Consider the following 21,617-nt stretch of genomic DNA (forward strand, 5'->3'; position numbering starts at 1 on the left):
TAAAATTTTATAAAAACAAGAAAAATATAAAAATGTGTTATGTCTCATTTGAATGAAATTGGAATGAGATATATTTCAATAAATGAGACATTGATCTTTGGAAGGGCATAAAAAAGGTGGGGATAGGCCCCACCTGTAGTCAATACGTTCGATTAGCCTAAGGCTGGAAGTACACCTGTCGTTACTAATAATTGAGCAGAAACAATCATCAAACCAATTACAGCGGTAGCAAATAGGGTCATGTTTCCACCCATGACTTGATAGCCTGAGGTGTAGTCGCTGCTTTTGCGCAATTTCATCACCATTAATGTAGGTAAAAAGATTGCGAGTATGGCCAGTGCAATAGCGGCATATCCAAGCGCCATAATAAAACCTTGGGGGTAAAACAATGCGAATACCATCGGTGGCGTGAACGTGATTGCTGCGATGAACACACGATCTTTATTAGTGCTTTTCTTTTTAAGACTATCTCCTAAGAACTCAAATAGCCCAAGACTTACACCTAAGAACGAAGTCAGTAATGCGAGATCTGCAAATACGCCAATCACAGTACTTAAGCCGCGTTCATGGACTGTGTGAGACAAGGTGTTGATTAATCCTGTTAGCCCGGCATTTTGCATAATTTCATTTTGACTCACCACGCCAAGAGTGACGGTTTGCCAAAATACATAAATGATCAATGGTATTGCGGAGCCAATGATCACAGCAATTCGAAGAGCACGGGTATTACCATCAAGGTAGTTTACGATTGCTGGAATACTTCCGTGAAACCCAAATGAGGTAAAAATAACAGGGATTGAAGCAATAACGAGCCCTTGCTTTATCGGCATGCTGAGGAGGTAAGACTCTGTCACGTTTGGCGCTAGGAAAAAAAGTACCATTGCCATTGCAATAAGTTTAGTCAAAAACAACACGCGATTAACTTTGTCTACCATAGCCGTACCAATGGCGACGACGGCAGCAACAACCACCGTAAATAGGATTGTTGCTGTAGTGGGTTCAAGTCGGATGTCTAAAAGTTGGTGAACGCGTTCAGAGAACTGAGAGCCGCCCCCAGCAATATATGCCGCGCACAGCGCGTAAAAAAGAAACAACATAGCAAAACTTGCTAACCATTTGCCTCGCTTTCCAAGAAATTGTTTGGCTAATGTATGCAACGTTGCGCCCGCTGGAGCATGTTGATGGAGTTCAATCATTAATAGGGCGGTATAAGCCATCAGAGCCCAAAGGCCAAACATAATGAGTAGTGATGTGGCGAAGCCTATGCCCGCAGAGGCAAGGGGCAGGGCTAACATACCAGCACCAATTGTTGTGCCGGCAATAATGAGGGTACTACCGAAGACTTTAGAATCAGACATCTGTATACAATATTTTACGATTATCGGTTGTTGTAGGCTTTAGCACCAAAAAATACAAGTAAATCTAGTTTGATGCCCTAGTTTTACGCACATTCTGTAAAATATAAGATGGTAAATCAAGCAAAATGTTCACTATGGATTCCAGTGGTGTAATTATTAGTTTACAGTGTATTGTGTCGCAGCGGCAGTTCATCGAAGTATTCTTGGTCTATATTGATGAAATTGTTCAATTTAACGGTCCTTTTTCACAAAACTGTCATATAAAGGGTTTAAAAAGAGAGGTAAAACGCGATATAACTTGTTTTTAGAAGAAGAAAAGGAGGTCTGTATGTGCGACCAAATATTGAATGATGAAAGCCTAGAGTTGCTAGATGCAATGGAGATTGGCTTTAACTTGTCTGAATATGACAAATCTGCGGAAGAAAAGGCAGAATAAAACAGTAGATGAAATGTCTACAGTCCATGTTGGCCAGTGCGTTTGCACTGGCTTTGTGTTTTTAAGCACAGCATTTTTTCCTTTCGCTTATCTGGCTTACCTTTTTATCACTGGTACAACTATCGCTTATGAACTTTTTAGCCCATTTACACATTGCTGAATATTGTGATTCGAGCCTAATTGGTAACCTGTTGGGTGATTTTGTTAAAGGTGATCCATCGAGACAATTCTCACCAGATATTGTTGCGGGAATTCGATTGCACCGCTTTGTCGATAGTTACACAGATAGCCATTCAATTATGTCTTGTGCAAAAGACTATTTTACGTTGGATACGCGACGGTTTGCAGGTATTGCATTGGATGTGTTTTGGGACCACTGCCTTGCTCGTCACTGGGAAGGCTATCATGAAAACTCTTTGCAACAATTTTGTGCTGATGCACGCACTACCATAGAAAAAGAACCAACATTAGGGCTTCCAAAACGTTACCTAGATGTTTCACAGCACATGTGGAAAGGCCGTTGGCTTGAGTCTTACGTAGCAATGGACAATATTGAATACGCATTAGAAAGAATGTCGATGCGTTCCCCTCGAATGGGACGGTTGGCAGATTGTTATCAATCATTAGACGCGCATTATGTTGAGTTGAGTCAGTTATTTTCGGAATTCTATCCACAAATATTATCTGCGGCAAAAAGTCAGTCGTTCTGATAGAATCCGCAACCTTATCAAAAGTTGTCATTAATGGTCCTTACGTATGTCCCAACAATTCGCTCAACTAGGTCTTGCCGATTCTCTGCTTAGTACGTTATCAGAGCTTGGTTTTCAACAGCCAACGGAAATACAGCAACAAGCAATTCCTTTTGTACTTGATGGGAAAGATATCTTAGCTGGAGCTCAAACAGGAACAGGGAAAACGGCAGCGTTTGGCTTGCCGATTCTTCAAAAACTATTGGCATCAAAAAGTGTTCGGGATGAACAAAGTGCAGACGTTCGTGCATTGGTTTTAGTACCAACACGCGAGCTGGCACAACAGGTGTTTGATAACCTGACAAGCTATGCCAAAGCCACAGAGATTAAAATTGTGACTGCTTACGGTGGCACCAGTATGAATGTGCAAACCAAAAACTTGCGAGGTGGGGCGGATATTCTTATTGCGACCCCAGGTCGTCTTTTAGATCATCTATTCTGTAAGAACATCTTTTTATCTAAAACTGAATTTTTAGTATTTGATGAAGCCGACCGTATGCTCGATATGGGCTTTATGCCAGATATCCAAAGAATTCTTAAGCGAATGGGCGAAAGCTACCAAACGCTGTTTTTCTCCGCAACCTTTGATAAACGTATAAAAAGTATTGCTTATAAACTGTTAAATGAACCAGTTGAAGTTCAGGTGACGCCATCGAATAGTACAGCTGAAACTGTTAAGCAAATTATCTATCCAGTGGATAAAAAACGAAAAGCTGAACTACTCGCGTATCTGATAGGTTCTCGCAACTGGCAGCAGGTATTGGTATTTACCAAAACCAAACAAGGCAGTGATGCGTTGGCTAAAGAGTTGAAGCTAGACGGAATTAAGGCTGCTTCAATTAACGGTGATAAAAGCCAAGGTGCACGCCAGAAAGCATTAGATGATTTTAAAGCAGGAAAAATTCGCGCATTAATCGCAACTGATGTTGCCGCAAGAGGGCTAGATATCCATCAGCTTGAACAAGTCGTGAACTTTGACATGCCATTTAAAGCCGAAGATTACGTACACCGGATTGGGCGTACGGGCCGGGCTGGAAAAGAGGGCATGGCCGTTTCTTTGATGAGCCATGATGAAGAATATCTATTAGAGGCGATTGAGCGCTTGTTAGATAACCGACTGCCTCAAGAGTGGTTACAAGGGTTCGAACCAAGTTTGATTGAAGACATTGAACCGGATAAAGCTCCGCGAAGAAAAGGCCGCTCATCGGACAAAAGGAAGATGAAAGCGAAGTTGAAAATTCATGCCGGACGTGGAAAGAAAAAATAAAAAAAGCCAGCTATTGATAGCTGGCTTTTTGTTTTGAACATGACTTAAAGTCGTGAACTCACATTTTCTTATGCGTACATTGGAACAAGCACCAAGGTACCGAAAATAACAGTGGCCAAGCCACAAATAACAGGTACAGAAGTCCGTTTTACTACTTCAAATGGACTGATTTTTGCCATGCCTGACGTTGCCACAACAACCCCTGATACTGGTGAAATAGTTCGACCTAAGTTAGATGCTTGCAACATTGGAATGATTAGGAATGCTGGGTTAAGTCCCATTTTAGCTGCCAGTGACGGAGCCAGCTCGACGAAGGCATAGAAAGGTGCATTGCCTGAACCTGTTGCAATTGCCGCTGCAACAGTCAATGCGGTTAGGATTAGCATTAATGCGATGCCACCAGCACCTGCTGTTTCGGCTAGGTGAAGTAAGTTATCGATAGCACCGATAGACATCAAACCTTGTGCGAATACGCCAGCGGCAACTAACAGCATAACGACACCTTTAAATGCGTCAGCCATACCTTGGTAACAAGATTCTAAGTCTTCAAGCGTTTTCTTACCGTTAAAGCGCTTTGTGATGAAGTCAACAACGGCACCGATGAATATCGCTAGTACAACGATGGTATAGATATCGAGCTTTAACCCTTCGATTGTTTCGCCGTTAAATACAAAAACCCCGATAATTGGCAAGAACGGAAGTACAGCATAATAAGCTGGTGATTTAACTTCGATTGCAGAAACATCCACGCGTTCCATCGGTGAGTTATCTTTCTTATCTAGATACATGTTCCAAAAGAAAGCCGCGATTGCCATAACAATAATTGCGCATATGGATACTGGGAGAACGGTTTCCACCGCAAACACGTGAAGAGGCAAACCCGCTTTTTCAGCGGCAATCACCACATCACCAGACGTTGGAGAAAGAATGATTGCAGCAGGTGAGGCACAAACCGCTACAGCAGCAGGGCGAGAAATACCCATCGCCGTCATCATTGGGAAGAGCGTTGCCATCAAGAGAACACCAAGCCCAGTCGCTGAGCTCACAGCCAAAGACATCAAACAAGCAACGATATATGCAGCAACCAATAAGATGTAAGGGGATTTTATGACAGAGAGAGGCTTAGAGAACTGTTTTACTACGACGTTGTTTGCGCCGATGTGAGTCATGTATGATGCGAAACCACATAACAGCATGATTTGCATACCTAGACCGCCACCACGATATTGCAGCATGTACTTCACGTATTCGAGTGCATCGGTAAATAGGTTACCTGTAGAAGCAACCTTAGAAGGCAAAACAGTATGGCCAATAATACCCGTTAAAATTAACAATAAGACACCGGCGGTTAGAAGTACCCCAGCAGGCTTATATCCTTTTACAATAAAGTAGCCTACCGCAATAGTGACAACTAATCCGATAAAGAGCTCCAGCATAGAAATCTCCCTGAGAACGTTTCAAAATATAAGAATCTGTTTTAATTTGTGACAAATAACTTACAGAATTCTGATTTAAGGCACGAGCGCAAGATTCACTTCTTATGATCTGAAACAATAAATCAATTGGACTGCTAATTTCAGGTGAATATATGATGTTGAAAGTGTTTCAATAGTGTTTAATTTTGTGGTTGGGGTATATTGAAGTTAATTTACATGATGTGTTTTTTGGATAGATTATCCGACTTGGATACTTTATCAATCTTGATACCAACTGAGTGGCTTAAAGATAATGATACCGTACATACAAAAATAGCCCCAGACGGGGCTATTTAGCTTACATGCTGTTGTTAAGCGGTAGTTTCTACTTTATCGCTTTTTTTTTCCTGTTGCATTTTAGCAAGGAAATAAACGTTAACACATGCAATAAAACCGTTTGTGACAACGACCGGCCACGCATCAATCATCAGACCATATGCTGTAAAAAGCGCACACCCAATAAAGTTAAGTACGCGAAGTTTTACAATGTCTTTCATTGTAAGAGAAATAGCCACCATAATAGATGCCGCGTAACCCAAAATTTCAACCACATTCATATCCATAAATTGATCCTCTAAAATTTTTGCCGATCGCGTCAGCGTCGGTACCAATCTTCTCTTCTTGAGAAAAACGAGGAAGCTCCGTGCCTCGAATGGTCTAAATGATTAACTGTGAAGAAATATAGCAGGGGGATTAGTGTGACGGAAGCCCCAAATTTGGCTATGGTGAAGGTTAGCGATTACGCAAACGTTTAATGCTATTAGTAAAAATACTATTACTAAATATGTTGAAGGTTAAACTATGGTTGCTAAAAATAAAAAAAGCCCGTTAAAACGGGCTTCAAAGCACTAATTTAGCTTACTTCTTTTTGCCAAGAGTTTGCTTGTCTTCTTCAGTCAGCTCGCGAATACGACGGCTGATTTCACGACGCTCTTTTGAAATCTCTGCACTTTTGATGATGTGATCATCAACGCGGTCTTCATAGTCCGCTTTCATATTTTTGATAATGCCTACAATTTCATCGGTGTTCATATCTGGCTTGATGTAATCCATCAGGTTTTCAAGCAGATCGACACGTTTACGGTTATCACGTACTTTCTTCTCGTTATCAAGAAGCTCACGTTTTAGTTTGTTTTTACGACGTGCCTGAACGACGATTTCAAATACACCACTCATAGGTCCCTTTCCTGTTTTAACGTTAACTGTCAATGATTAAAACATAACTCCCCTTGTGATTACAGTCTTAAGATCAATCATCACGACATCTTGACGCTTTTGTGTTCAACTCGTCCGAGAAGCAATTGAGCTATGGAATTTAGCGAGCTATGATGCAGGCATTATCAAGTACAATTTTGTGAATATTATGCGAAACTCTCAGATTCTGGTCAGAAAAACAGAGGAAAAGAGTGACGATGTACGTTGCATAAAATTACGAGATGCATATCGTACAGAACGTACCATTCAAGAAGTGACAGAAGTTGAACTCAACAGAGCTAAAATCGTTATGATTGACGAAGATGGCAATATAAAACGAGTTCCAATTCTAGCAGAACATTAATTCAAGGGAGTCCATCATGAATATCGAATTATCTCATGTTGAAGCGCGCATCATTGGTTGTTTGATCGAAAAGGAAGTCACAACACCAGACTATTATCCACTGACTCTCAATAGCCTGACTACTGCATGTAATCAAAAAAGCAATCGTGAGCCTGTGATGTCGCTTTCCGAGGCCGAAGTTCAAGATGCAGTCGACTCGCTCATTTCTCGTCGTCTAGTGAGTGATGAAAGTGGGTTTAATAGCCGAGCAAACAAGTTTCAACATCGTTTTTGCAATACGGAGTTTGGTGATCTAAAACTTACTTCGCAAGAGAAAGCGATCACTTGCTGTTTATTGTTGCGAGGTGCTCAGACGCCTGGAGAATTGAGAACACGAACAAACCGGTTAGCAAACTTTGCTGATACTAAAGAAGTTGAGACGGTTCTTGAACAAATGGCTGAGCATGACTGTGGGACCTTAGTTGTAAAGCTGCCACGCGAGGCAGGTAAACGTGAGTCTCGTTACCAGCATCTTTTTAGTGGTGAGATTGATCTGGCTGCTTACGAGACGCAAGCACACTCAGTGCCAGCTTCTGGTAATTCAACGCGTATTGAGGCGTTAGAGAGTGAAGTCGCTGAGCTAAAGGCAGAGCTTGCTGAATTAAGAACGCTGGTTGAACAGCTCGTCTAATGTCGGATGGTAATAGCCTTCCATCAACGGATTGGCACGTTTATCTGGTAAGAAATAACAAAGGTGCGCTCTACTGTGGGATCACGACAGATGTAGAGCGCCGTTTTGAACAGCATGTAAAAGGAATAGGGGCTAAGGCTTTGAAGGGCAAAGGCCCTTTAAGTTTGGTATGGCATTCACATGCTGGTAGTACAAGAAGTGTTGCTAGCAAGATAGAGTACCGAATAAAGCGCCTTTCTAAAACTCAGAAAGAACAACTGGTTAGTGGCAGGCATAAGCTCAACGACTTAATTATTATAAACTAATTTCTTAGAAATTCAGGCAAGTTACCAAATCTGTATTAATCTTTGAATGTAACAAACAAAAAAGGTTGGTATGGATATGATACTAAAAAGAAAATTATCAATTGCAGTGGTTGCAGCGATAGTTTCAACGTCAACACTTGGTGCGACAACCGTTGCTGATGGGCGAGGGAACGGTATGGGAAATACTGGCGTCACCACGGCAGACTACGTGCTTGCTCCCTTTTATAACCCAGCATTAACCGCTGTTTATCGTGAAAAAGACACGGTTGGTATCTTGTTTCCTGCAATAGGTGCGCGAGCCCGAGATACCGATGAATCCCTTGACACAATTGATAGCCTTCAAGATACCATCTCTTCTTTTGAAAATGGCAACACTGATCCTGCGACCATTGCGACACTCAATGGTTATTTGGATCAGTTAGCAGATGACGCCCCTCTAGGGATAAGTGCAGGCGCGGGGTTTGCGGTTGCATTACCAATTCAAAACTTATCAATTAACCTCTACGGACGCGGGTACGCTGAAATTGTGGCGAGTACTGAAATTGCCGCGAATACGGGTAATACGATAACGGAAGTACGAAGTCGATATGAGAATTCTGAAGTCGATATGATCGCTTTTGGCTATACGGAGTATGGTGTCGCAATGGCTAAACGCCTGACGCTAATGGGGCAGGATGTCTCTTTGGGTGTGACTCCTAAATACCAACAATTGCGTACCTACAAACAAGCCCTGTCTGTCGAAGACTTTGATCTAAGTGATTATGACCAAAGTGAGACTAAGAAAAATGCGTTTAACTTAGACCTTGGTGCGATTTGGTTTTATGAACAATTTAGAGCAGGGGTTGCCATCAAAGATCTTTTCTCTAAAACACTTGATACCCAGAATTTTGGCGGGGTTAGCCAATATAAGCTCAACACGCAAGTAACGGCATCCGGTGCTTATGTCACGGAGTTGCTTACCGCAACAGTAGATATGGACTTAACCAAACAAAGCCGTTTTACTGATCTCGATGATGATACACAGTTTTTGAGATTTGGCGTGGAAGCCAATGCATGGGGTTGGGCCCAAGTTCGTGCTGGTTATGAGGTGGACCTTAAGAGTACGTTAGATAACTCATTGACTGCTGGTGTAGGCATTAGCCCTGGAGATCTGGTTAGTTTGGATCTAGCGGGTAGCTATGCGGGTGACAATCAATTTGGTTTGTCAGGCAATTTGGCTTTCACTTTTTAGAGTAATTAACTAATTTTTTTGTCACGTTGAGCATAAAGCAACTGTATGAATAATTACTGGTTGATTTATGCTCAACTTATTAAAATTTAAAAGAATTATCTTTCATCAATAGGGAAGAAAAGACATACTAACTGTCCGTCAGTAAGGAACCTCTCCAAGGGAGTTTAAATGAGAAAAATAAAACTCTTGTCTCTGCTAGCACTTATATCGTCTCACGCATTTGGTCATGGTGCGCAAGTCCTAAATGGTTACTGGTCGTACGATGAGTTTTTAAACGCTCATCCAGTGCAACGTCAGCTAACTTCTGCGCTCAACGAGTCAGTTCGCTCAGCCCCCAAGGCGATGTTGAAAAATCAGAAAAAACCAATAACTATTTCTGTTGTTTATCCGGGACAGCAAGTCTCTGACTATTGGGTTAGGAACATCAAAGCATTTGAAACGCGGTTAGAGAAACTTGGCATTAGCTATAATATTAATCAGGTTTTCACGCGTCCAAATGTTGATGTCAGACAACAAAGCTTATCGTTATTAGAAGCTCTTCAGAATAAAACGGACTACCTTATTTTTACGCTTGATACGACTCGTCACCGTAAGTTTATTGAACATGTTTTAAGCTCTACTGATACGAAATTGATCCTTCAAAACATCACAACACCAGTAAGAGCATGGGATAAGCATCAGCCTTTTATGTACGTTGGTTTTGATCATATGGAAGGCGCTGGGGTTCTTGAAGATTACTACAAGTCTGTGACAACGACGGGCAGTGAGTATTCTGTTTTATATTTCTCCGAAGGTTATGTTAGTGATGCCAGAGGAGACACTTTCATTGATGAAATGACCAATCATAGTGGTTACAAACTGTCTTCGTCTTTTTATACCAAGGCAACGAGAGAGTCAGGCTACGAAACGACGCTTCAGTTGGTTAAGAATTCTCCGGATATTTCATTTATCTATGCTTGTTCGACAGATGTAGCTCTGGGTGCGGCCGATGCTTTAAAAAAACTTAATCGGGAAGACATTTTGTTAAATGGATGGGGCGGTGGCACAGCTGAGCTTGAAGCCATTAGACAAGGAAAGCTTGATGTGACTGTAATGAGAATGAATGATGATACTGGTATTGCCATGGCGGATGCCATTAAATGGGATATCGAGGGTAAACAGGTTCCCAAAGTATTTTCTGGTGACTTTGAGTTAGTGACTTCAAATGACTCTCCAGAGCGTATTGAACTCTTAAAGCAAAGAGCGTTTAGGTACTCAGATCTTTGAAAATTAAATTTGGACAGCGTGGCAAGCCAAGAAGACTGGCCACGCTAATAGCACGTTCGGTGTTCCTGACGATCGGTATGTTAATGTTAGTTGTCTTGTTACAAAACTATCAAATTAACAAGAAGGTTGTTGAACAAGAGGTTGCTCGCTCAAAGCAGCAGACTTCCAGCCTCGTGCAGCAAATTTTTAATTTCCGTTTACAATCTATTGAAATTACTCAAAATAGTTACAGTCGTAACGAATCCTTAATTGACGCTCTTCGTTCCAACAATGAGCAAGAGCTGAATCATTTCTTTCGCAGCTTAGATCAAATTAACCCATCTCTAGCACCAGATTTTCGGTTTATTTCCTATGGAGACCATGTGGGGTGGTCTGACTCAAATCATGAGTTCTATGGAATTGAAGTAGAAGAACTGCAGCATATCGTGGACAACATGTCGTTCGTTAGCAGCTGGCACCTAACCCAAGCACCGTCCGTACTAGGTATGCGTTATTTGATGGTTCGTAGGGCACCTATCGTGCAAAATAACAGCGGTGAAGTGATTGGCTTTCTTTATGTTGGTATTGTGCTCAACAATAACTTTGCTTTACTTGATTCCCTTCTAAAAGGAAGCAATGGTGACGAAATATTTTTATCGGTTGGTTCAGAAGTTATCGCTTCTACTAACAGAGAGAATCTGCAAAATCATATTGATTGGCTTGAACAATATTCATCTGTGTTTAGCGCTAAAGAATACATGGTCTCAAAGACGGATTTAGAGATTAATGGTGTTGCTACTTTCTTAAATGTCTATTCGGTTCAAGATAATACGCACATTGCAGAATTAATGAAGAGCCATTATTTATGGGCTGCCGTTGCGCTAGCGATCGTTTTTATCATTGCAATAGCCAGTCGCTACTGGTTAGGTCATCGCGTTTCTGAAGAACTATTCAGTTTAACCCGTTATACAAAACTTGCCTTTGAAACACAGAATATAGACCGTTTTCCGGGTTCAGAAATCGATGAATTTAATCAGATAGGCTTATCGTTTGAAAAATCTTTTAAGCGATTGAATGAGCAAGAAAAGCAATTTGCCGATCTGTTTAATTTTTCACTCTCGCCGATAACACTATGGGACACCGAAGGTAATTTAATTCGTGTTAATCCAGCAGCAGAGAGAAGTTTTCAATTATCATCCACAGACAAAAGTGTCTACAACTTGCTTGCATGCAAATTAGTTCCTCAAATTACCATGTGCGCAAAAGGTGCGACATTAACAGGAGTGAATGTCGAGATTGAAGACAAAACATATCGATGGAATCTTTCTCCGATTTTCATCGATAACAAAATCAAGCATGTGATGGTACAAGGCCAAGATGTAACCAGTTTTGTACGTGCTGAACAACAGAGTGCAGCTGCAAAAGAAGAGGCGGAAGAGTCAGCGAGAGTTCGTGCAGACTTTTTAGCAAGAATGAGTCATGAGTTAAGAACGCCCCTGAATGGGATCCTTGGTGTTTCACAGCTATTGAAAGGGAAAATGACGGATAAGGAAGACTTGGAAAATATTCAAGTGCTTTGTAATAGTGGAGAACACTTACTCGCAGTACTTAACGATATTTTAGACTTTTCCAAAATTGAACAAGGCAAGTTTTTAATACAACGTTCTGACTTTAAATTGATGGAATTGGTCAACGCAGTTGAACGCATTTTCAGACCGTTATGTGTAGAGAAAAAAGTCAATTTTGCGGTAAATACAAACATTGATCAGAATACGATCGTGAATAGTGACCAAGTCCGGCTAAATCAAATAATTTTTAACTTGGTGAGTAATGCGGTGAAGTTTACTCATCAAGGGCAAGTTAACATTAATATTCGTTCAGAAGAGGCTAATGATAGCTCCCGGCTGTTCATAACGGTAGAGGACTCTGGTATTGGAATTGATGCCCAGCGAATAGAACATATCTTTGATCCGTTTGTGCAAGCTGAAGCGACTACCACCAGAGAATATGGGGGGAGCGGGCTTGGGTTGGCTATTGTAAGAAGTTTGATTGATTTACTCGATGGTGAGTTTGAATTGCAAAGCGAAGTAGGGAAAGGAACGCGTTTTACCGTCAGTTTGCCTGTCGAGATTAAAACAGAATGCGCGGTTGCAAAAGCGCCTGTTGAGCCAATCAACCCCTCGACATTATTTAAACGTTCTTTAAAAGTGCTCTTGGTTGAAGACAATCATACCAATGCTTTCATCGCCAAAGCGTTTTGTGAAAAGTACGCCATGACAGTTATTTGGGTACAAGATGGCCATCAAGCAATTTCGTATTTAAGTGAACATTCTGATGTAGACTTAGTATTAATGGATAATCAATTACCAAATTTAGGTGGTATTGAAACAACCAAAATCATTCGAGAGGACCTAGGCTCCAAAGTGCCGATTTACGCATGTACAGCGGATGGAATGCAAGACACCAAGCGTTCATTTTTGTCTGTTGGAGCTGACTACGTTCTAGTCAAGCCTTTAAAGGAGCAACTGCTGAATCAAGCCTTTGTACACTTTAAAGATACTTTTATGCGAGAGGTTACTGACTGATCTGGCGGTATGAGTTTTCGAGCAGGGAGATTCTCAACTCTTCCGATACTTTGATTTTCTCACTGTACCTAACACCATACTTGTAACCGTGTCGGAGTTTTTGAGTACTGACAATTTCAAAGGTAAGTGACTCAGGGAGATGGTCATTCAGTTCACTGTCGATTTCAATCAATTGGCCCTTTTCCAGCGCTTGTTCACTTTTAATGATAAGTGCAAGGCCTGAAACCGATATGTCTTTAATCTTGGCTTTGCAGGTAAGCGTTTCTGATTGGACCATAGCTGGTAAGTTAACCTGAAAACGCTCGTCGCTTCGAATAGGCTTTTTAGAATAGTAGTGAGGCAATTTCACAAACAGTAAGCCACTTGGGCGAGTTGTCTGAGATATAACCGTTGTTTTGAATGCGATGATATCGCCCAAACGAGTTTTGGTCAGTGCTCGGATAATGATCGCGCGATGAGCAATCTTCTTTAATATCAAAGTTTCTTGAGCTTTTTGAGGTAGATCGAGAATAAGGAACTGGCTAGGCTTCGCACCAACAAATTGAGTGGTGAAGTCAAAGCGCTCATCCAGCCCAAACTCAAGTGAGGCTGATAGCTTCATTCCGGGCTCCAGCACCTTGAGCAAATCTGAAATTGAGTTGTTTACTGCTGACATCGTATTATTATTGTTTGCTTTCAGTTAGCAGCAATATAACGTTTTCAACACGATAATAACCAAACAGAATTCACAGAGTTCAAGGTGCTGACATATTTCTCTATCTGGCTAGTTTATGGTGTGCCCGAGAAAAATGCCCGGCACAAAAGGCACCAACAATAGAAAGTTCACCGGCGAGACAAACTGTCGCAACGACTTCTGCAAGCGCCTTGGCTTTGCCGGCACCGTAAAGATCGAGGATATCCAGACACGCTTTTTGGCTTGGTAGCGCCGTCCCTCCACCTACAGTGCCAACCATTAAGTTAGGTAACGTGACGCTGGCATATAAACCACCTTGCTGGTTTACTTCCATGCGCGTAATACCAACTGCTGATTCTGCGACGCAAGCGGCGTCCTGACCACATGCAATATAAATGGCCGCCAGTGCATTTGCGTAGTGTGCGTTGACCCCAATACTGCCACTCAATGCCGCACCAGTTGTTGTCATATTGCCAAACTCCACCATTTTTTGTGGTGTAGTGTGTAGATATTTTGCAATGAGCTCATGAGGGATGTTGATATCAACGGAGACTTTTTTACCCCTTACAGCGCGTAGGGTATGGCTATTCGGTTTCTTATCACCAGATAAGTTTCCATCAAGAAAGGCTTGAGTCGGCTCAATTGGCGAGTTAGCTACGATGTATTCAAATACTGCGTTAGTGGCAATCGTGACCATATTCTGACCAGATGCATCGCCGGTGTGAAATTCAAAAACCAAGTAAACGCGATTGCCTTCAATGGTGACATTGATATCGTGGAGCTTACCGTGCGCAGTTGTAGATTCCGCTAAATGTTTGAAAACGTCGTATTGTGTTGTCACCCATGAAACAAACTGTCCGGCCTCGGATAAGCTATGAAAGGCAAACGCAGGTGTTCGAGTGACCCCCTCATTTAACAGCATGGCACTTGCGCCACCTGCAGCCGTGATTAATTGAGAACCGCGATTATAAGACGCTACCAGTGCTGCTTCTGTGGTTGCCAGTGGAATAAGGTAGTCACCTTGTGCGTGTAATCCGTTAACACGTAATGGGCCTGCGATACCTACAGGTACTTTTACTGTTCCAATAAAATGCTCAATGTTTTTATTATAAGCGTCACTTAAAGTTGCTGTTTGGTCATCCAAGAGCAATGATTTATTGGTTAAAGGAGAAAGCTTAGCCCAGCGTTTGGATAAATTTTTATCACTAATATAAGGGCTCGGTGTCATTCTTAATTCGGGTCTTTCAAAGCGGGATTTGAGGGATTGCTCTAACTGCTCGGTGTTTTCGTGACTGGTGTTGAGAAAGTGCGAGTCACGGCGAGTCAGATGTAATTTTGGCATAGCGAAATAGTTATATAAGTTTGTAGGGCATTCTACTGAGTAGGCGGCGTAACACAATGCTTGTTTTACGGTTTGGTACAAATTAAACATGTATATCGAGTAAAGTACCAATCATGTCTTGCTCGCGTTGCAAAACATTTGTTCCGATACGCGAGTACTGAGAAGCTTGGGTAAGCTTGGTCAATGCTTCAGTGTAGTCTTCATCGGTTTTTGGCGGTTTGAATTCAACCTTATTGAATTCATAGCTATTGTTTTTAGCTGACTCTAGAGGTGGGTGGGTGTTTATTTCGAGCGCAGCTTCCTCAGCCATCTTGGATGATTGCTCGATAATTGGGTAAGCGGTTTGAACAGCTGATACTGACATAACTCTTCTCCTGCTAACTTAAGCTTAAGTTGAGTTTGTAATTTCAGCAAGTTGTGCTAGCTGAATAGTTCAGAGAGTGCTGCTAACTCTTCTTCGGTAAGTAGATTACTCGCTTTGTGGTCGAGCTTGTTACTTATTTCACCTTGAAGGGCTCTTAGTTGTTGTGGAGTCATTAATTGAAGTTGCTCTTTTAAGTCTTCAAATTGTTTCTTACTCATATCGGAGCTTCCATATACCATTATTCTAGTACTGAGTTCCGGGTGATAGCTGCCTCCTTTCATAACTATTTCCCCAATAACTCATGTAAGGGATAGACTACAAAGCGAAAGCGCAGAAAATGTCCGAAATGTGCAAATTTAGAATCAGAACTCCGTGAATAAATGCCACGAAGTTCTGAATAAAGTAAGCTTTAGTTTACTCGGACAGCAAACTTGTTCGCTAAGGAATGGAGCTCAGGTAGCATGCGATAAATCAAGTGCAATTGTTGTAAAACCATACGTGCGGAGTGTTCATCTTCGTCGCGCCACTCTGATAGGCGGTTTTCAATCTCTGGGCTTTCAAACTCACTGGTATCACATTCATCAGTGTGTGTGTTGAGTTGTTGATATAAAACTTCAAGATGACGATGGATGGCTCTATGAGCGTCTAACACAAGCTGGTGCGTGTGCTCATCTGCAATTCGAGTCCTGTGTGCACCGAGTGCGGAAATGTAACTCAATAGGGCATGGCTTAATGTCAGAAAACGAAAACTCTCGTCAGTCGCTGTTCGGTATTTACCAGGCTCAGATAACATTGTGCTGATCGCATTGGCTAAATTGGCATCCTGATTGTGCGCACTACGGCGCGCAATTCGATAGCTCAAAGAGTCTTTCTTACCTATCCGGTATTGACCAATAATTTGGGCAAGATACGTTTTATTTGCATCGACAGCGTCTGCCATCACCTTATGAAGTCGTTTCGATTGCCAGTCAGGAAGAATCAGCGCAACAGCAGCAACTGCCAAGGCGCAACCGATTAACGTATCTGCAAGCCTTGGTAATACAACCGCATAGCCTTCACCTAATTGATTAAAACAGAATAGAACCAATACAGTTATAAAGCCTGTCGCGTAGCCATAGTTTGCAAGTCTAAAAGCAAAAAATGCCACGCCTGATAGAACGATGAAGACAAGCTGACTTTCAAGGGAAGGGAAAAATGTTAGTAACGGGACGCCAATTAATAGCCCTGCCAACGTGCCTATGACACGCGCAACAATCTTTTGTCGTGTCGCACTGTAGTTGGGTTGGCATACGAATAAGGTGGTTAACAGTATCCAGTAACCTCGTTCAATGCTTAGTAATTGAATGATCCCGTAACCTGCCGTCAGTGCAATCGACATCCTGACTGCGTGGCGAAATAACATGGAATCTTTATTGAGATTAGAACGGATGCGTTGCCACATCGTCCTTAGTGAATGGGCTTCAGTATCGTCCAATACATCTTCTTCAAGCTTTGCAGCATCGGGGTTGTTGACATTGCTGAGCTGCTTTTCAACGGTCGTAAGGTTATTAAACAAATAGCCTAGTTGCGCCAGTAACAAACGCCATTTGGGGTTTTGCAGCTGGTTTAGATAGGCCAGAGAAGATTGAAGTTCATCTAAAGCTAAAACGGATGTTCCCGCATGCGTGTACTCTTTACCGAGTTGGATTGAGCGAGCAATATCTCGGCATGCTTGGGCCTGTGTTTCTAATAGATACTTAAATCGGAATAAAACGTCTGAACGTTCAAATTGCTCCGCAAGTTCTTGATAGCGGTAATGACTTGAACTGACACGTTCATGAATGTCTTGCGCTAAGAAATAAATGTTCAAGAAACGGTCACTCGCCCCATCAACATGGCCCCGTTTTGAGCGTGTCAGCAATGTTGCCTTACATTGGTTTAATGCCGTCACTGTTGCAGCGTTTAGGTTAGCATCTCGAATACGGTGGGGTTGAGGAACTAAGTTCGTAACGGGTTGAAAAACTTGGCTCTTGGAATCCAGATAATTGGAAAGCTGAAGGAAGACATTTGCAAGGCTCTGTTGTACGGGTTGCATTGGCCAAATTGCATGCCAAAGCACGGAGATGAAGTAGTACCAACCAGCACCAATTAACAACATCAAAGGTTGAAACCATAGATTAACGCTTTGGTGTGCGCCGAGCATGGTGTAAATCGCTATCAATAAAGAGCCAAAAGCGATGCTCGCATAGCGGTGACCAATTGCACCAAGCATGATAAAGCCAAAGGTAGAGATAAACAGACCGAGTGCGAATAGCAGTGGTTTATCAAACAAAATTTCAATGGAGAATGCGGCAATTGCAAAACAGATTAACGTGAGCGTTATCGACTTCAAACGACCAGTAAAATTGTCGTCACTCTCAGCTAGTGCTGCCGCAATAATCCCGAGAATTAAAGGAATAATGTTCGAACCTAGTTGGAGATACCAAGCTGGCAATGCAACACCTAACAACGTAATGAGAATGAGGACGCTGTAGTTAAATGTTTTGTTCGTCCACAAGAGACGGAATTGGGCAAAGCTGTACACTGAATTCAATACTAATGTCAGATGAAGTTAGAGCGTATTGTAGCAAAAACTCACAATAACATTTTGATAGAAATGAATAAAAAATGCCAAGTGCATGAGATTTGTTCGGTGGCAATCTTGACATTAATTTTTCATATTCAGTAATGGTTAATATATGATGTAGCCAAGGGAAGTCACTGGTTAAAGTAAGAATGCAGCTATCAGCAACTAAGACTGCACAGTTTTTAATTCAAAACGAATATTACAACGTTAAACTTGAGTCTGATTATATCGTTTTAAGCTCTGATTTTAGTGAAGAGCGTATCCCATTTCATGCCTGGAACGGAAAGGTTGAGGTAAAAAGAGGGGTCTTTTGGGGCGGACTGCAGTTTTTCGCTCATACAGAAAACAATAAACAGCGCTCTTGGTTAGTTCAGGGATTACCGTGGTTAGATTGCCGCGACTTTGCCCGAACTGCCGTTGGATACTATCAACAGTGGCACAATAAGCAGTGTGAACAACTGAGTACCTATTTGCCTCAGTGGGAATCTGACTTAAAAGGTTTTAAACGTTTACCTTCTTTCTTGTCACACTCAAGAGTTTCGCATTGGTTAGAGCAACTGGACTCAGATTTTAAAACGATGGACATGTCGTTAGAAGAAGCCGAGCAACGTGCGCCGATAAAGATGGCAGAATTGATGCCATGGATTATTGATACTGATGAGAAAATTCTTGAGCGCAATAATGAATGGTTAGAGACCGAACGTCAGAACTGGGAAGTGCTTTTCAACCAAGTGGAGTCTTCTCCGCTCAACCTCAGTCAGCAATATGCGGTGTTACTCAATGATGATCACAATTTAGTTCTTGCTGGAGCCGGCTCGGGTAAGACAAGTGTTTTGACTGCCAGAGTAGCTTATTTGCTTCAAAGTCATCTCGCTCAGGCTGACGAAATTCTTATGGTTGCTTTTGGGCGCGATGCTGCCGATGAAATGAAACAAAGGCTAAAAGACAAAGTCGGCATGGCTGCTGATCACGTTAAAGTTTGTACATTCCATCAGCTAGGCTTACAAATCTTAAACCAAGTCGAGACAGAAAAGGTGGTCATTTCACCTTTGGCTACCGACGACAACTTAAAACAAGCTTGGTGTATTGATTGGCTAAAGAAACATTGGATGACGCCAACCAACTTTAAGCGTTGGCAAAAGCACTTATCAAAATGGCCAATTGCCTACTTAGCTGGTGATGACGAGCTTGGTAGCCATGTGGAAAACCCTAAATTGATCGCTTGGTTGGAAAAGCAGCTTTCTCAACTTAGCGCTATGGGGGTGACAAAAACTGCGATCCAGAAAAAATTGGTTGATCACCCTGACTACACACGGTTGAACAGTGAGCTCAATTTAGTTTGGCCGTGTTACCAAGCGTGGCAACAGGCTTTAAAAGAGCAGGGCGAAATTGATTTCAATCTGATGATCACGCGTGCAACCAACTATATCGACAAGGGTAAGTTTAAGTCAGGTTGGAAATACATCATGATCGACGAATATCAAGATATTTCTCCTGAGAGACTGAACCTTATTGAGTCACTATGCCGTAGTGACGCAAACAAAGAATGCGTGTTGTTTGCCGTAGGTGATGATTGGCAGTCCATTTACGCTTTTGCTGGCTCGGATGTCGATTTGACGACTGGCTTTGGTGAGAGGTTCCCACACTCAACCGTACACTATCTTGATACAACCTATCGGTTCAATAATCGTATCGGTGAGGTGGCTAATCGATTTATTCAACAAAACCCTGCTCAGCTTCCTAAGACATTGAATAGTCATAAAGAAAGAAAGAGCAAAGCCGTAACATTAACAGCAACCGCTAATGTCGAGAAAATATTAGACCAACTGAATCGACAGGCAAAAAAGACCAAGTCAGTGTTGTTATTGGGCAGAAATCATTATCACAAACCCGAGCTGCTTGATGAGTGGAAGAAACAGTACGGCTTATTAAAGCTTGAGTTTATGACATGTCACGCAAGTAAAGGTAAGGAAGCGGACTATGTCATCATCTTATCTGTGGATGAAGGGCAGTTTCCCGCACGTGTGAAGGCGTTACATATCGATGCAGCGTTAACCCAAAACACCGATACGTTTGCTTATGCTGAAGAACGGCGTTTGTTCTATGTGGCACTAACTCGTGCAAAGGAGAAAGTATGGGTTACCTTTACCGGAGGTGGTTCAACCTTTGTAAAAGAGCTGCTTGAGAATGATTATCCGGTGATTCACCAAAAGTAAAAAAGCCCGCACTTGCGGGCTTTTTTAGGAAACTAGATTAGGTTCGGTCTGCAAGGTAAGCATCATAATCAGGGACTTCAATATCCACTTCTTGTTCCATTAATTCAGACTCAAATAGGAACTTGGCCGTAGCTCGGTTGGTCGCGACGGGAATATTCCATACACTAGCAATACGCAAAAGTGCTTTTACATCAGGGTCGTGGGGGACGGCATTAAGTGGATCCCAAAAGAAAACCAACACATCAATCTTTCCTTCAGAGATCAGAGCGCCAATTTGTTGATCCCCGCCCATAGGGCCGCTGATCATACTTTTAATTGCAAGCCCCGTTTCTTTACTCAGCATATTACCAGTTGTTCCTGTTGCATAAAGAAAGTGACGCTGTAGCTTTTCTTTGTTGTCAGTAACCCATCGTAATAGTTCTGGTTTGTAGTTGTCATGTGCTACCAGCGCAACATGCTTATGTGCGGGCATAGTACGGGTTGTCTTTTGCATTCGTTATTCCTAAGGTGCTACTACGTTCAGGTTGTTTTACTTAGCCTGGTTTATATAAAAAGTTGGCCTATATTCAGAAGGTGACAGCGAATCTGCAATCACTTTTTCGCTCAGTGTATCAGGAGTCAATGGTGATATCGAAGGTGACTGTGAGAATTTGTATGTCTTACCACGTAAATAATCAATAGCCTGATTTAATGACAAGCGACCTTGCTCAACCATTTTGTCCGTGGGTGCAAATTCAACTTTATGTCGCAGCAAACCACGATACACACCATGACTTAAATAAGTAGAAATTAGGCCAATTTCACTGGCTTTGTTTGAGGCACGCAACTCGCTAATTCCGGCTTCTATCGCAACGGCACTGCCAATAATGTAGCGAATACCATCAGTGTCTATGGCTTGTTGAATTAAGTTACGCTGTAACTCCTTGTCATTGTCTGCCCAAAGTGTTTTGGCAATGATGACATCGCTGTTTTTCAATGCATCATACAACCCTTTAACGACAGGTTTTGTACCGCCACTTGAATTCGGGCCGGGGAGTAATGCCGCTTTTATTTTTCCACTGCCTTTGGGGTGTTTCTCACTCAAGTACTTACCTGCAGCGTATCCCATCCAATACCAGTCTACGCCCACTTCACCTTTCAATAACGGTTTGTTTTTATCGTCTACTAATAGGCGATTAACAGTCGCAAATACAGGTGTGGAGCCGACAATCGATTTGAGATCGCTTGTATATAAATCCGGAGCGACAGTCCCTAAAATGATTGCATCTGCGTCCCAGCGAGTACAAAGGTATAACTGTTCTTTCTGCTTGATGTGATTTGGGTAACCGCCCGACTCTAAAACCCTTAGGTCAATACCTTGCTGTTCTGCCTCATTCACCATGCCATAGTTGACGGAGAGCCAATATGAATCTTTCAGGTGCGGGTAAATGGAGCATATTCTATATGGCTCGTTATTTTGTCCTGCGTGTGCCAGATTGCTGCATGATGCAATGAGAAGGCTTTGTATGAAAAACTTGAACTTAATAGATTTAAACATT

Annotated in this window: 20 protein-coding genes; 9 read left to right on the plus strand and 11 right to left on the minus strand. The window is 42.1% G+C overall.

Translation table 11 applies throughout. The features are described 5' to 3' along the window. Positions 1-152: 152 nt before the first annotated feature. Entirely contained in the window at positions 153-1,358 is a 1,206-nt protein-coding gene (locus tag ACQEXU_RS02300; RefSeq protein WP_427009517.1) for an aromatic amino acid transport family protein, read from the minus strand. A gap of 564 nt (positions 1,359-1,922) precedes the next feature. Between ACQEXU_RS02300 and ACQEXU_RS02305 the strand changes: the two genes are divergently transcribed. Further along, positions 1,923-2,504, plus strand: coding sequence for an ACP phosphodiesterase (locus ACQEXU_RS02305; RefSeq protein WP_427009518.1), 582 nt, complete (start codon positions 1,923-1,925; stop codon positions 2,502-2,504). A gap of 46 nt (positions 2,505-2,550) precedes the next feature. Further along, a complete protein-coding gene (locus tag ACQEXU_RS02310) occupies positions 2,551-3,810 on the plus strand; it encodes a DEAD/DEAH box helicase (protein ID WP_427009519.1) in 1,260 nt (419 codons plus the stop codon). Between the two features lie 68 nt (positions 3,811-3,878). Here ACQEXU_RS02310 and dcuC read toward each other — a convergent pair whose 3' ends face one another. From dcuC to ACQEXU_RS02325, 3 genes are all read right to left on the minus strand, one after another. Continuing rightward, complete coding sequence (gene dcuC / locus ACQEXU_RS02315; RefSeq protein WP_427009520.1) at positions 3,879-5,246, minus strand: anaerobic C4-dicarboxylate transporter DcuC; 1,368 nt, start codon at positions 5,244-5,246, stop codon at positions 3,879-3,881. 350 nt (positions 5,247-5,596) lie between these two features. Beyond that, the gene (locus tag ACQEXU_RS02320; RefSeq protein WP_367990745.1) at positions 5,597-5,866 is read right to left on the minus strand and encodes a YgjV family protein; all 270 of its coding nucleotides are present in this window, start codon (positions 5,864-5,866) and stop codon (positions 5,597-5,599) included. Positions 5,867-6,143: 277 nt separating this feature from the next. Then, positions 6,144-6,461, minus strand: a complete 318-nt coding sequence (locus ACQEXU_RS02325; protein WP_367989934.1) for a DUF496 family protein — start codon at positions 6,459-6,461, stop codon at positions 6,144-6,146. Positions 6,462-6,648: 187 nt separating this feature from the next. Here ACQEXU_RS02325 and ACQEXU_RS02330 point away from each other — a divergent pair, with 187 nt between their 5' ends. From ACQEXU_RS02330 to luxQ, 6 genes are all read left to right on the plus strand, one after another. After that, complete coding sequence (locus tag ACQEXU_RS02330) at positions 6,649-6,843, plus strand: hypothetical protein (RefSeq protein ID WP_367989933.1); 195 nt, start codon at positions 6,649-6,651, stop codon at positions 6,841-6,843. 16 nt (positions 6,844-6,859) lie between these two features. After that, positions 6,860-7,513, plus strand: coding sequence for a YceH family protein (locus ACQEXU_RS02335; protein WP_367989932.1), 654 nt, complete (start codon positions 6,860-6,862; stop codon positions 7,511-7,513). Next, positions 7,513-7,818, plus strand: a complete 306-nt coding sequence (locus ACQEXU_RS02340) for a GIY-YIG nuclease family protein (RefSeq protein ID WP_367989931.1) — start codon at positions 7,513-7,515, stop codon at positions 7,816-7,818. Before ACQEXU_RS02335 ends, ACQEXU_RS02340 begins: the two co-directional genes overlap by 1 nt. Positions 7,819-7,894: 76 nt before the next feature. Beyond that, positions 7,895-9,049: a conjugal transfer protein TraF gene (locus ACQEXU_RS02345; protein ID WP_427009521.1), complete on the plus strand. Its 1,155-nt coding sequence runs from the start codon at positions 7,895-7,897 to the stop codon at positions 9,047-9,049. 168 nt (positions 9,050-9,217) lie between these two features. After that, positions 9,218-10,315 (plus strand): autoinducer 2-binding periplasmic protein LuxP, encoded by a 1,098-nt coding sequence (locus tag ACQEXU_RS02350; RefSeq protein ID WP_427009522.1) that lies wholly within the window; start codon positions 9,218-9,220, stop codon positions 10,313-10,315. Further along, positions 10,312-12,879 (plus strand): quorum-sensing autoinducer 2 sensor kinase/phosphatase LuxQ, encoded by a 2,568-nt coding sequence (luxQ, locus tag ACQEXU_RS02355; protein WP_427009523.1) that lies wholly within the window; start codon positions 10,312-10,314, stop codon positions 12,877-12,879. Before ACQEXU_RS02350 ends, luxQ begins: the two co-directional genes overlap by 4 nt. On the opposite strand, the gene ACQEXU_RS02360 is transcribed toward luxQ, so the two are convergent. The 5 genes from ACQEXU_RS02360 to yccS form a co-directional block, all read right to left on the minus strand. Beyond that, positions 12,869-13,480: a PilZ domain-containing protein gene (locus tag ACQEXU_RS02360; protein ID WP_427009524.1), complete on the minus strand. Its 612-nt coding sequence runs from the start codon at positions 13,478-13,480 to the stop codon at positions 12,869-12,871. The two genes, luxQ and ACQEXU_RS02360, sit on opposite strands and share 11 nt — an antisense overlap. A 154-nt stretch (positions 13,481-13,634) precedes the next feature. Then, a complete protein-coding gene (locus ACQEXU_RS02365; protein ID WP_427009525.1) occupies positions 13,635-14,894 on the minus strand; it encodes a hydroxymethylglutaryl-CoA reductase in 1,260 nt (419 codons plus the stop codon). Positions 14,895-14,976: 82 nt separating this feature from the next. Further along, positions 14,977-15,258: a hypothetical protein gene (locus tag ACQEXU_RS02370; protein ID WP_367989925.1), complete on the minus strand. Its 282-nt coding sequence runs from the start codon at positions 15,256-15,258 to the stop codon at positions 14,977-14,979. 56 nt (positions 15,259-15,314) lie between these two features. Further along, positions 15,315-15,476: a hypothetical protein gene (locus tag ACQEXU_RS02375; protein WP_427009526.1), complete on the minus strand. Its 162-nt coding sequence runs from the start codon at positions 15,474-15,476 to the stop codon at positions 15,315-15,317. Between the two features lie 191 nt (positions 15,477-15,667). Next, positions 15,668-17,821 (minus strand): YccS family putative transporter, encoded by a 2,154-nt coding sequence (gene yccS, locus ACQEXU_RS02380; RefSeq protein WP_427009798.1) that lies wholly within the window; start codon positions 17,819-17,821, stop codon positions 15,668-15,670. Between the two features lie 191 nt (positions 17,822-18,012). Between yccS and helD the strand changes: the two genes are divergently transcribed. Then, positions 18,013-20,079 carry a DNA helicase IV gene (gene helD / locus ACQEXU_RS02385; RefSeq protein WP_427009527.1) on the plus strand — a complete coding sequence of 689 codons (2,067 nt, stop codon included), beginning with the start codon at positions 18,013-18,015 and terminating at the stop codon, positions 20,077-20,079. A 37-nt stretch (positions 20,080-20,116) separates the two neighbouring features. Here helD and ACQEXU_RS02390 read toward each other — a convergent pair whose 3' ends face one another. Beyond that, the gene (locus ACQEXU_RS02390) at positions 20,117-20,572 is read right to left on the minus strand and encodes a methylglyoxal synthase (RefSeq protein WP_367989921.1); all 456 of its coding nucleotides are present in this window, start codon (positions 20,570-20,572) and stop codon (positions 20,117-20,119) included. A gap of 36 nt (positions 20,573-20,608) precedes the next feature. Continuing rightward, the gene (torT, locus tag ACQEXU_RS02395) at positions 20,609-21,616 is read right to left on the minus strand and encodes a TMAO reductase system periplasmic protein TorT (RefSeq protein ID WP_367989920.1); all 1,008 of its coding nucleotides are present in this window, start codon (positions 21,614-21,616) and stop codon (positions 20,609-20,611) included. Between the last annotated feature and the right edge of the window lies 1 nt (position 21,617).

It is taken from the genome of Vibrio sp. TRT 21S02, assembly GCF_050113675.1.
In the GTDB taxonomy this organism is placed as follows: domain Bacteria; phylum Pseudomonadota; class Gammaproteobacteria; order Enterobacterales; family Vibrionaceae; genus Vibrio.

What these genes read in the sequence shown, in the direction of transcription:
- ACQEXU_RS02335 (WP_367989932.1), top strand. Translation starts at nt 6,860, where the DNA reads ATGAATATCGAATTATCTCATGTTGAAGCGCGCATCATTGGTTGTTTG.
- torT (WP_367989920.1), bottom strand. Translation starts at nt 21,616, where the DNA reads ATGTTTAAATCTATTAAGTTCAAGTTTTTCATACAAAGCCTTCTCATT.
- ACQEXU_RS02340 (WP_367989931.1), top strand. Translation starts at nt 7,513, where the DNA reads ATGTCGGATGGTAATAGCCTTCCATCAACGGATTGGCACGTTTATCTG.
- ACQEXU_RS02300 (WP_427009517.1), bottom strand. Translation starts at nt 1,358, where the DNA reads ATGTCTGATTCTAAAGTCTTCGGTAGTACCCTCATTATTGCCGGCACA.
- ACQEXU_RS02375 (WP_427009526.1), bottom strand. Translation starts at nt 15,476, where the DNA reads ATGAGTAAGAAACAATTTGAAGACTTAAAAGAGCAACTTCAATTAATG.
- ACQEXU_RS02345 (WP_427009521.1), top strand. Translation starts at nt 7,895, where the DNA reads ATGATACTAAAAAGAAAATTATCAATTGCAGTGGTTGCAGCGATAGTT.
- ACQEXU_RS02310 (WP_427009519.1), top strand. Translation starts at nt 2,551, where the DNA reads ATGTCCCAACAATTCGCTCAACTAGGTCTTGCCGATTCTCTGCTTAGT.
- ACQEXU_RS02390 (WP_367989921.1), bottom strand. Translation starts at nt 20,572, where the DNA reads ATGCAAAAGACAACCCGTACTATGCCCGCACATAAGCATGTTGCGCTG.
- ACQEXU_RS02350 (WP_427009522.1), top strand. Translation starts at nt 9,218, where the DNA reads ATGAGAAAAATAAAACTCTTGTCTCTGCTAGCACTTATATCGTCTCAC.
- dcuC (WP_427009520.1), bottom strand. Translation starts at nt 5,246, where the DNA reads ATGCTGGAGCTCTTTATCGGATTAGTTGTCACTATTGCGGTAGGCTAC.
- ACQEXU_RS02330 (WP_367989933.1), top strand. Translation starts at nt 6,649, where the DNA reads ATGCGAAACTCTCAGATTCTGGTCAGAAAAACAGAGGAAAAGAGTGAC.
- ACQEXU_RS02365 (WP_427009525.1), bottom strand. Translation starts at nt 14,894, where the DNA reads ATGCCAAAATTACATCTGACTCGCCGTGACTCGCACTTTCTCAACACC.
- ACQEXU_RS02370 (WP_367989925.1), bottom strand. Translation starts at nt 15,258, where the DNA reads ATGTCAGTATCAGCTGTTCAAACCGCTTACCCAATTATCGAGCAATCA.
- ACQEXU_RS02305 (WP_427009518.1), top strand. Translation starts at nt 1,923, where the DNA reads ATGAACTTTTTAGCCCATTTACACATTGCTGAATATTGTGATTCGAGC.
- ACQEXU_RS02360 (WP_427009524.1), bottom strand. Translation starts at nt 13,480, where the DNA reads ATGAAGCTATCAGCCTCACTTGAGTTTGGGCTGGATGAGCGCTTTGAC.
- ACQEXU_RS02325 (WP_367989934.1), bottom strand. Translation starts at nt 6,461, where the DNA reads ATGAGTGGTGTATTTGAAATCGTCGTTCAGGCACGTCGTAAAAACAAA.
- helD (WP_427009527.1), top strand. Translation starts at nt 18,013, where the DNA reads ATGCAGCTATCAGCAACTAAGACTGCACAGTTTTTAATTCAAAACGAA.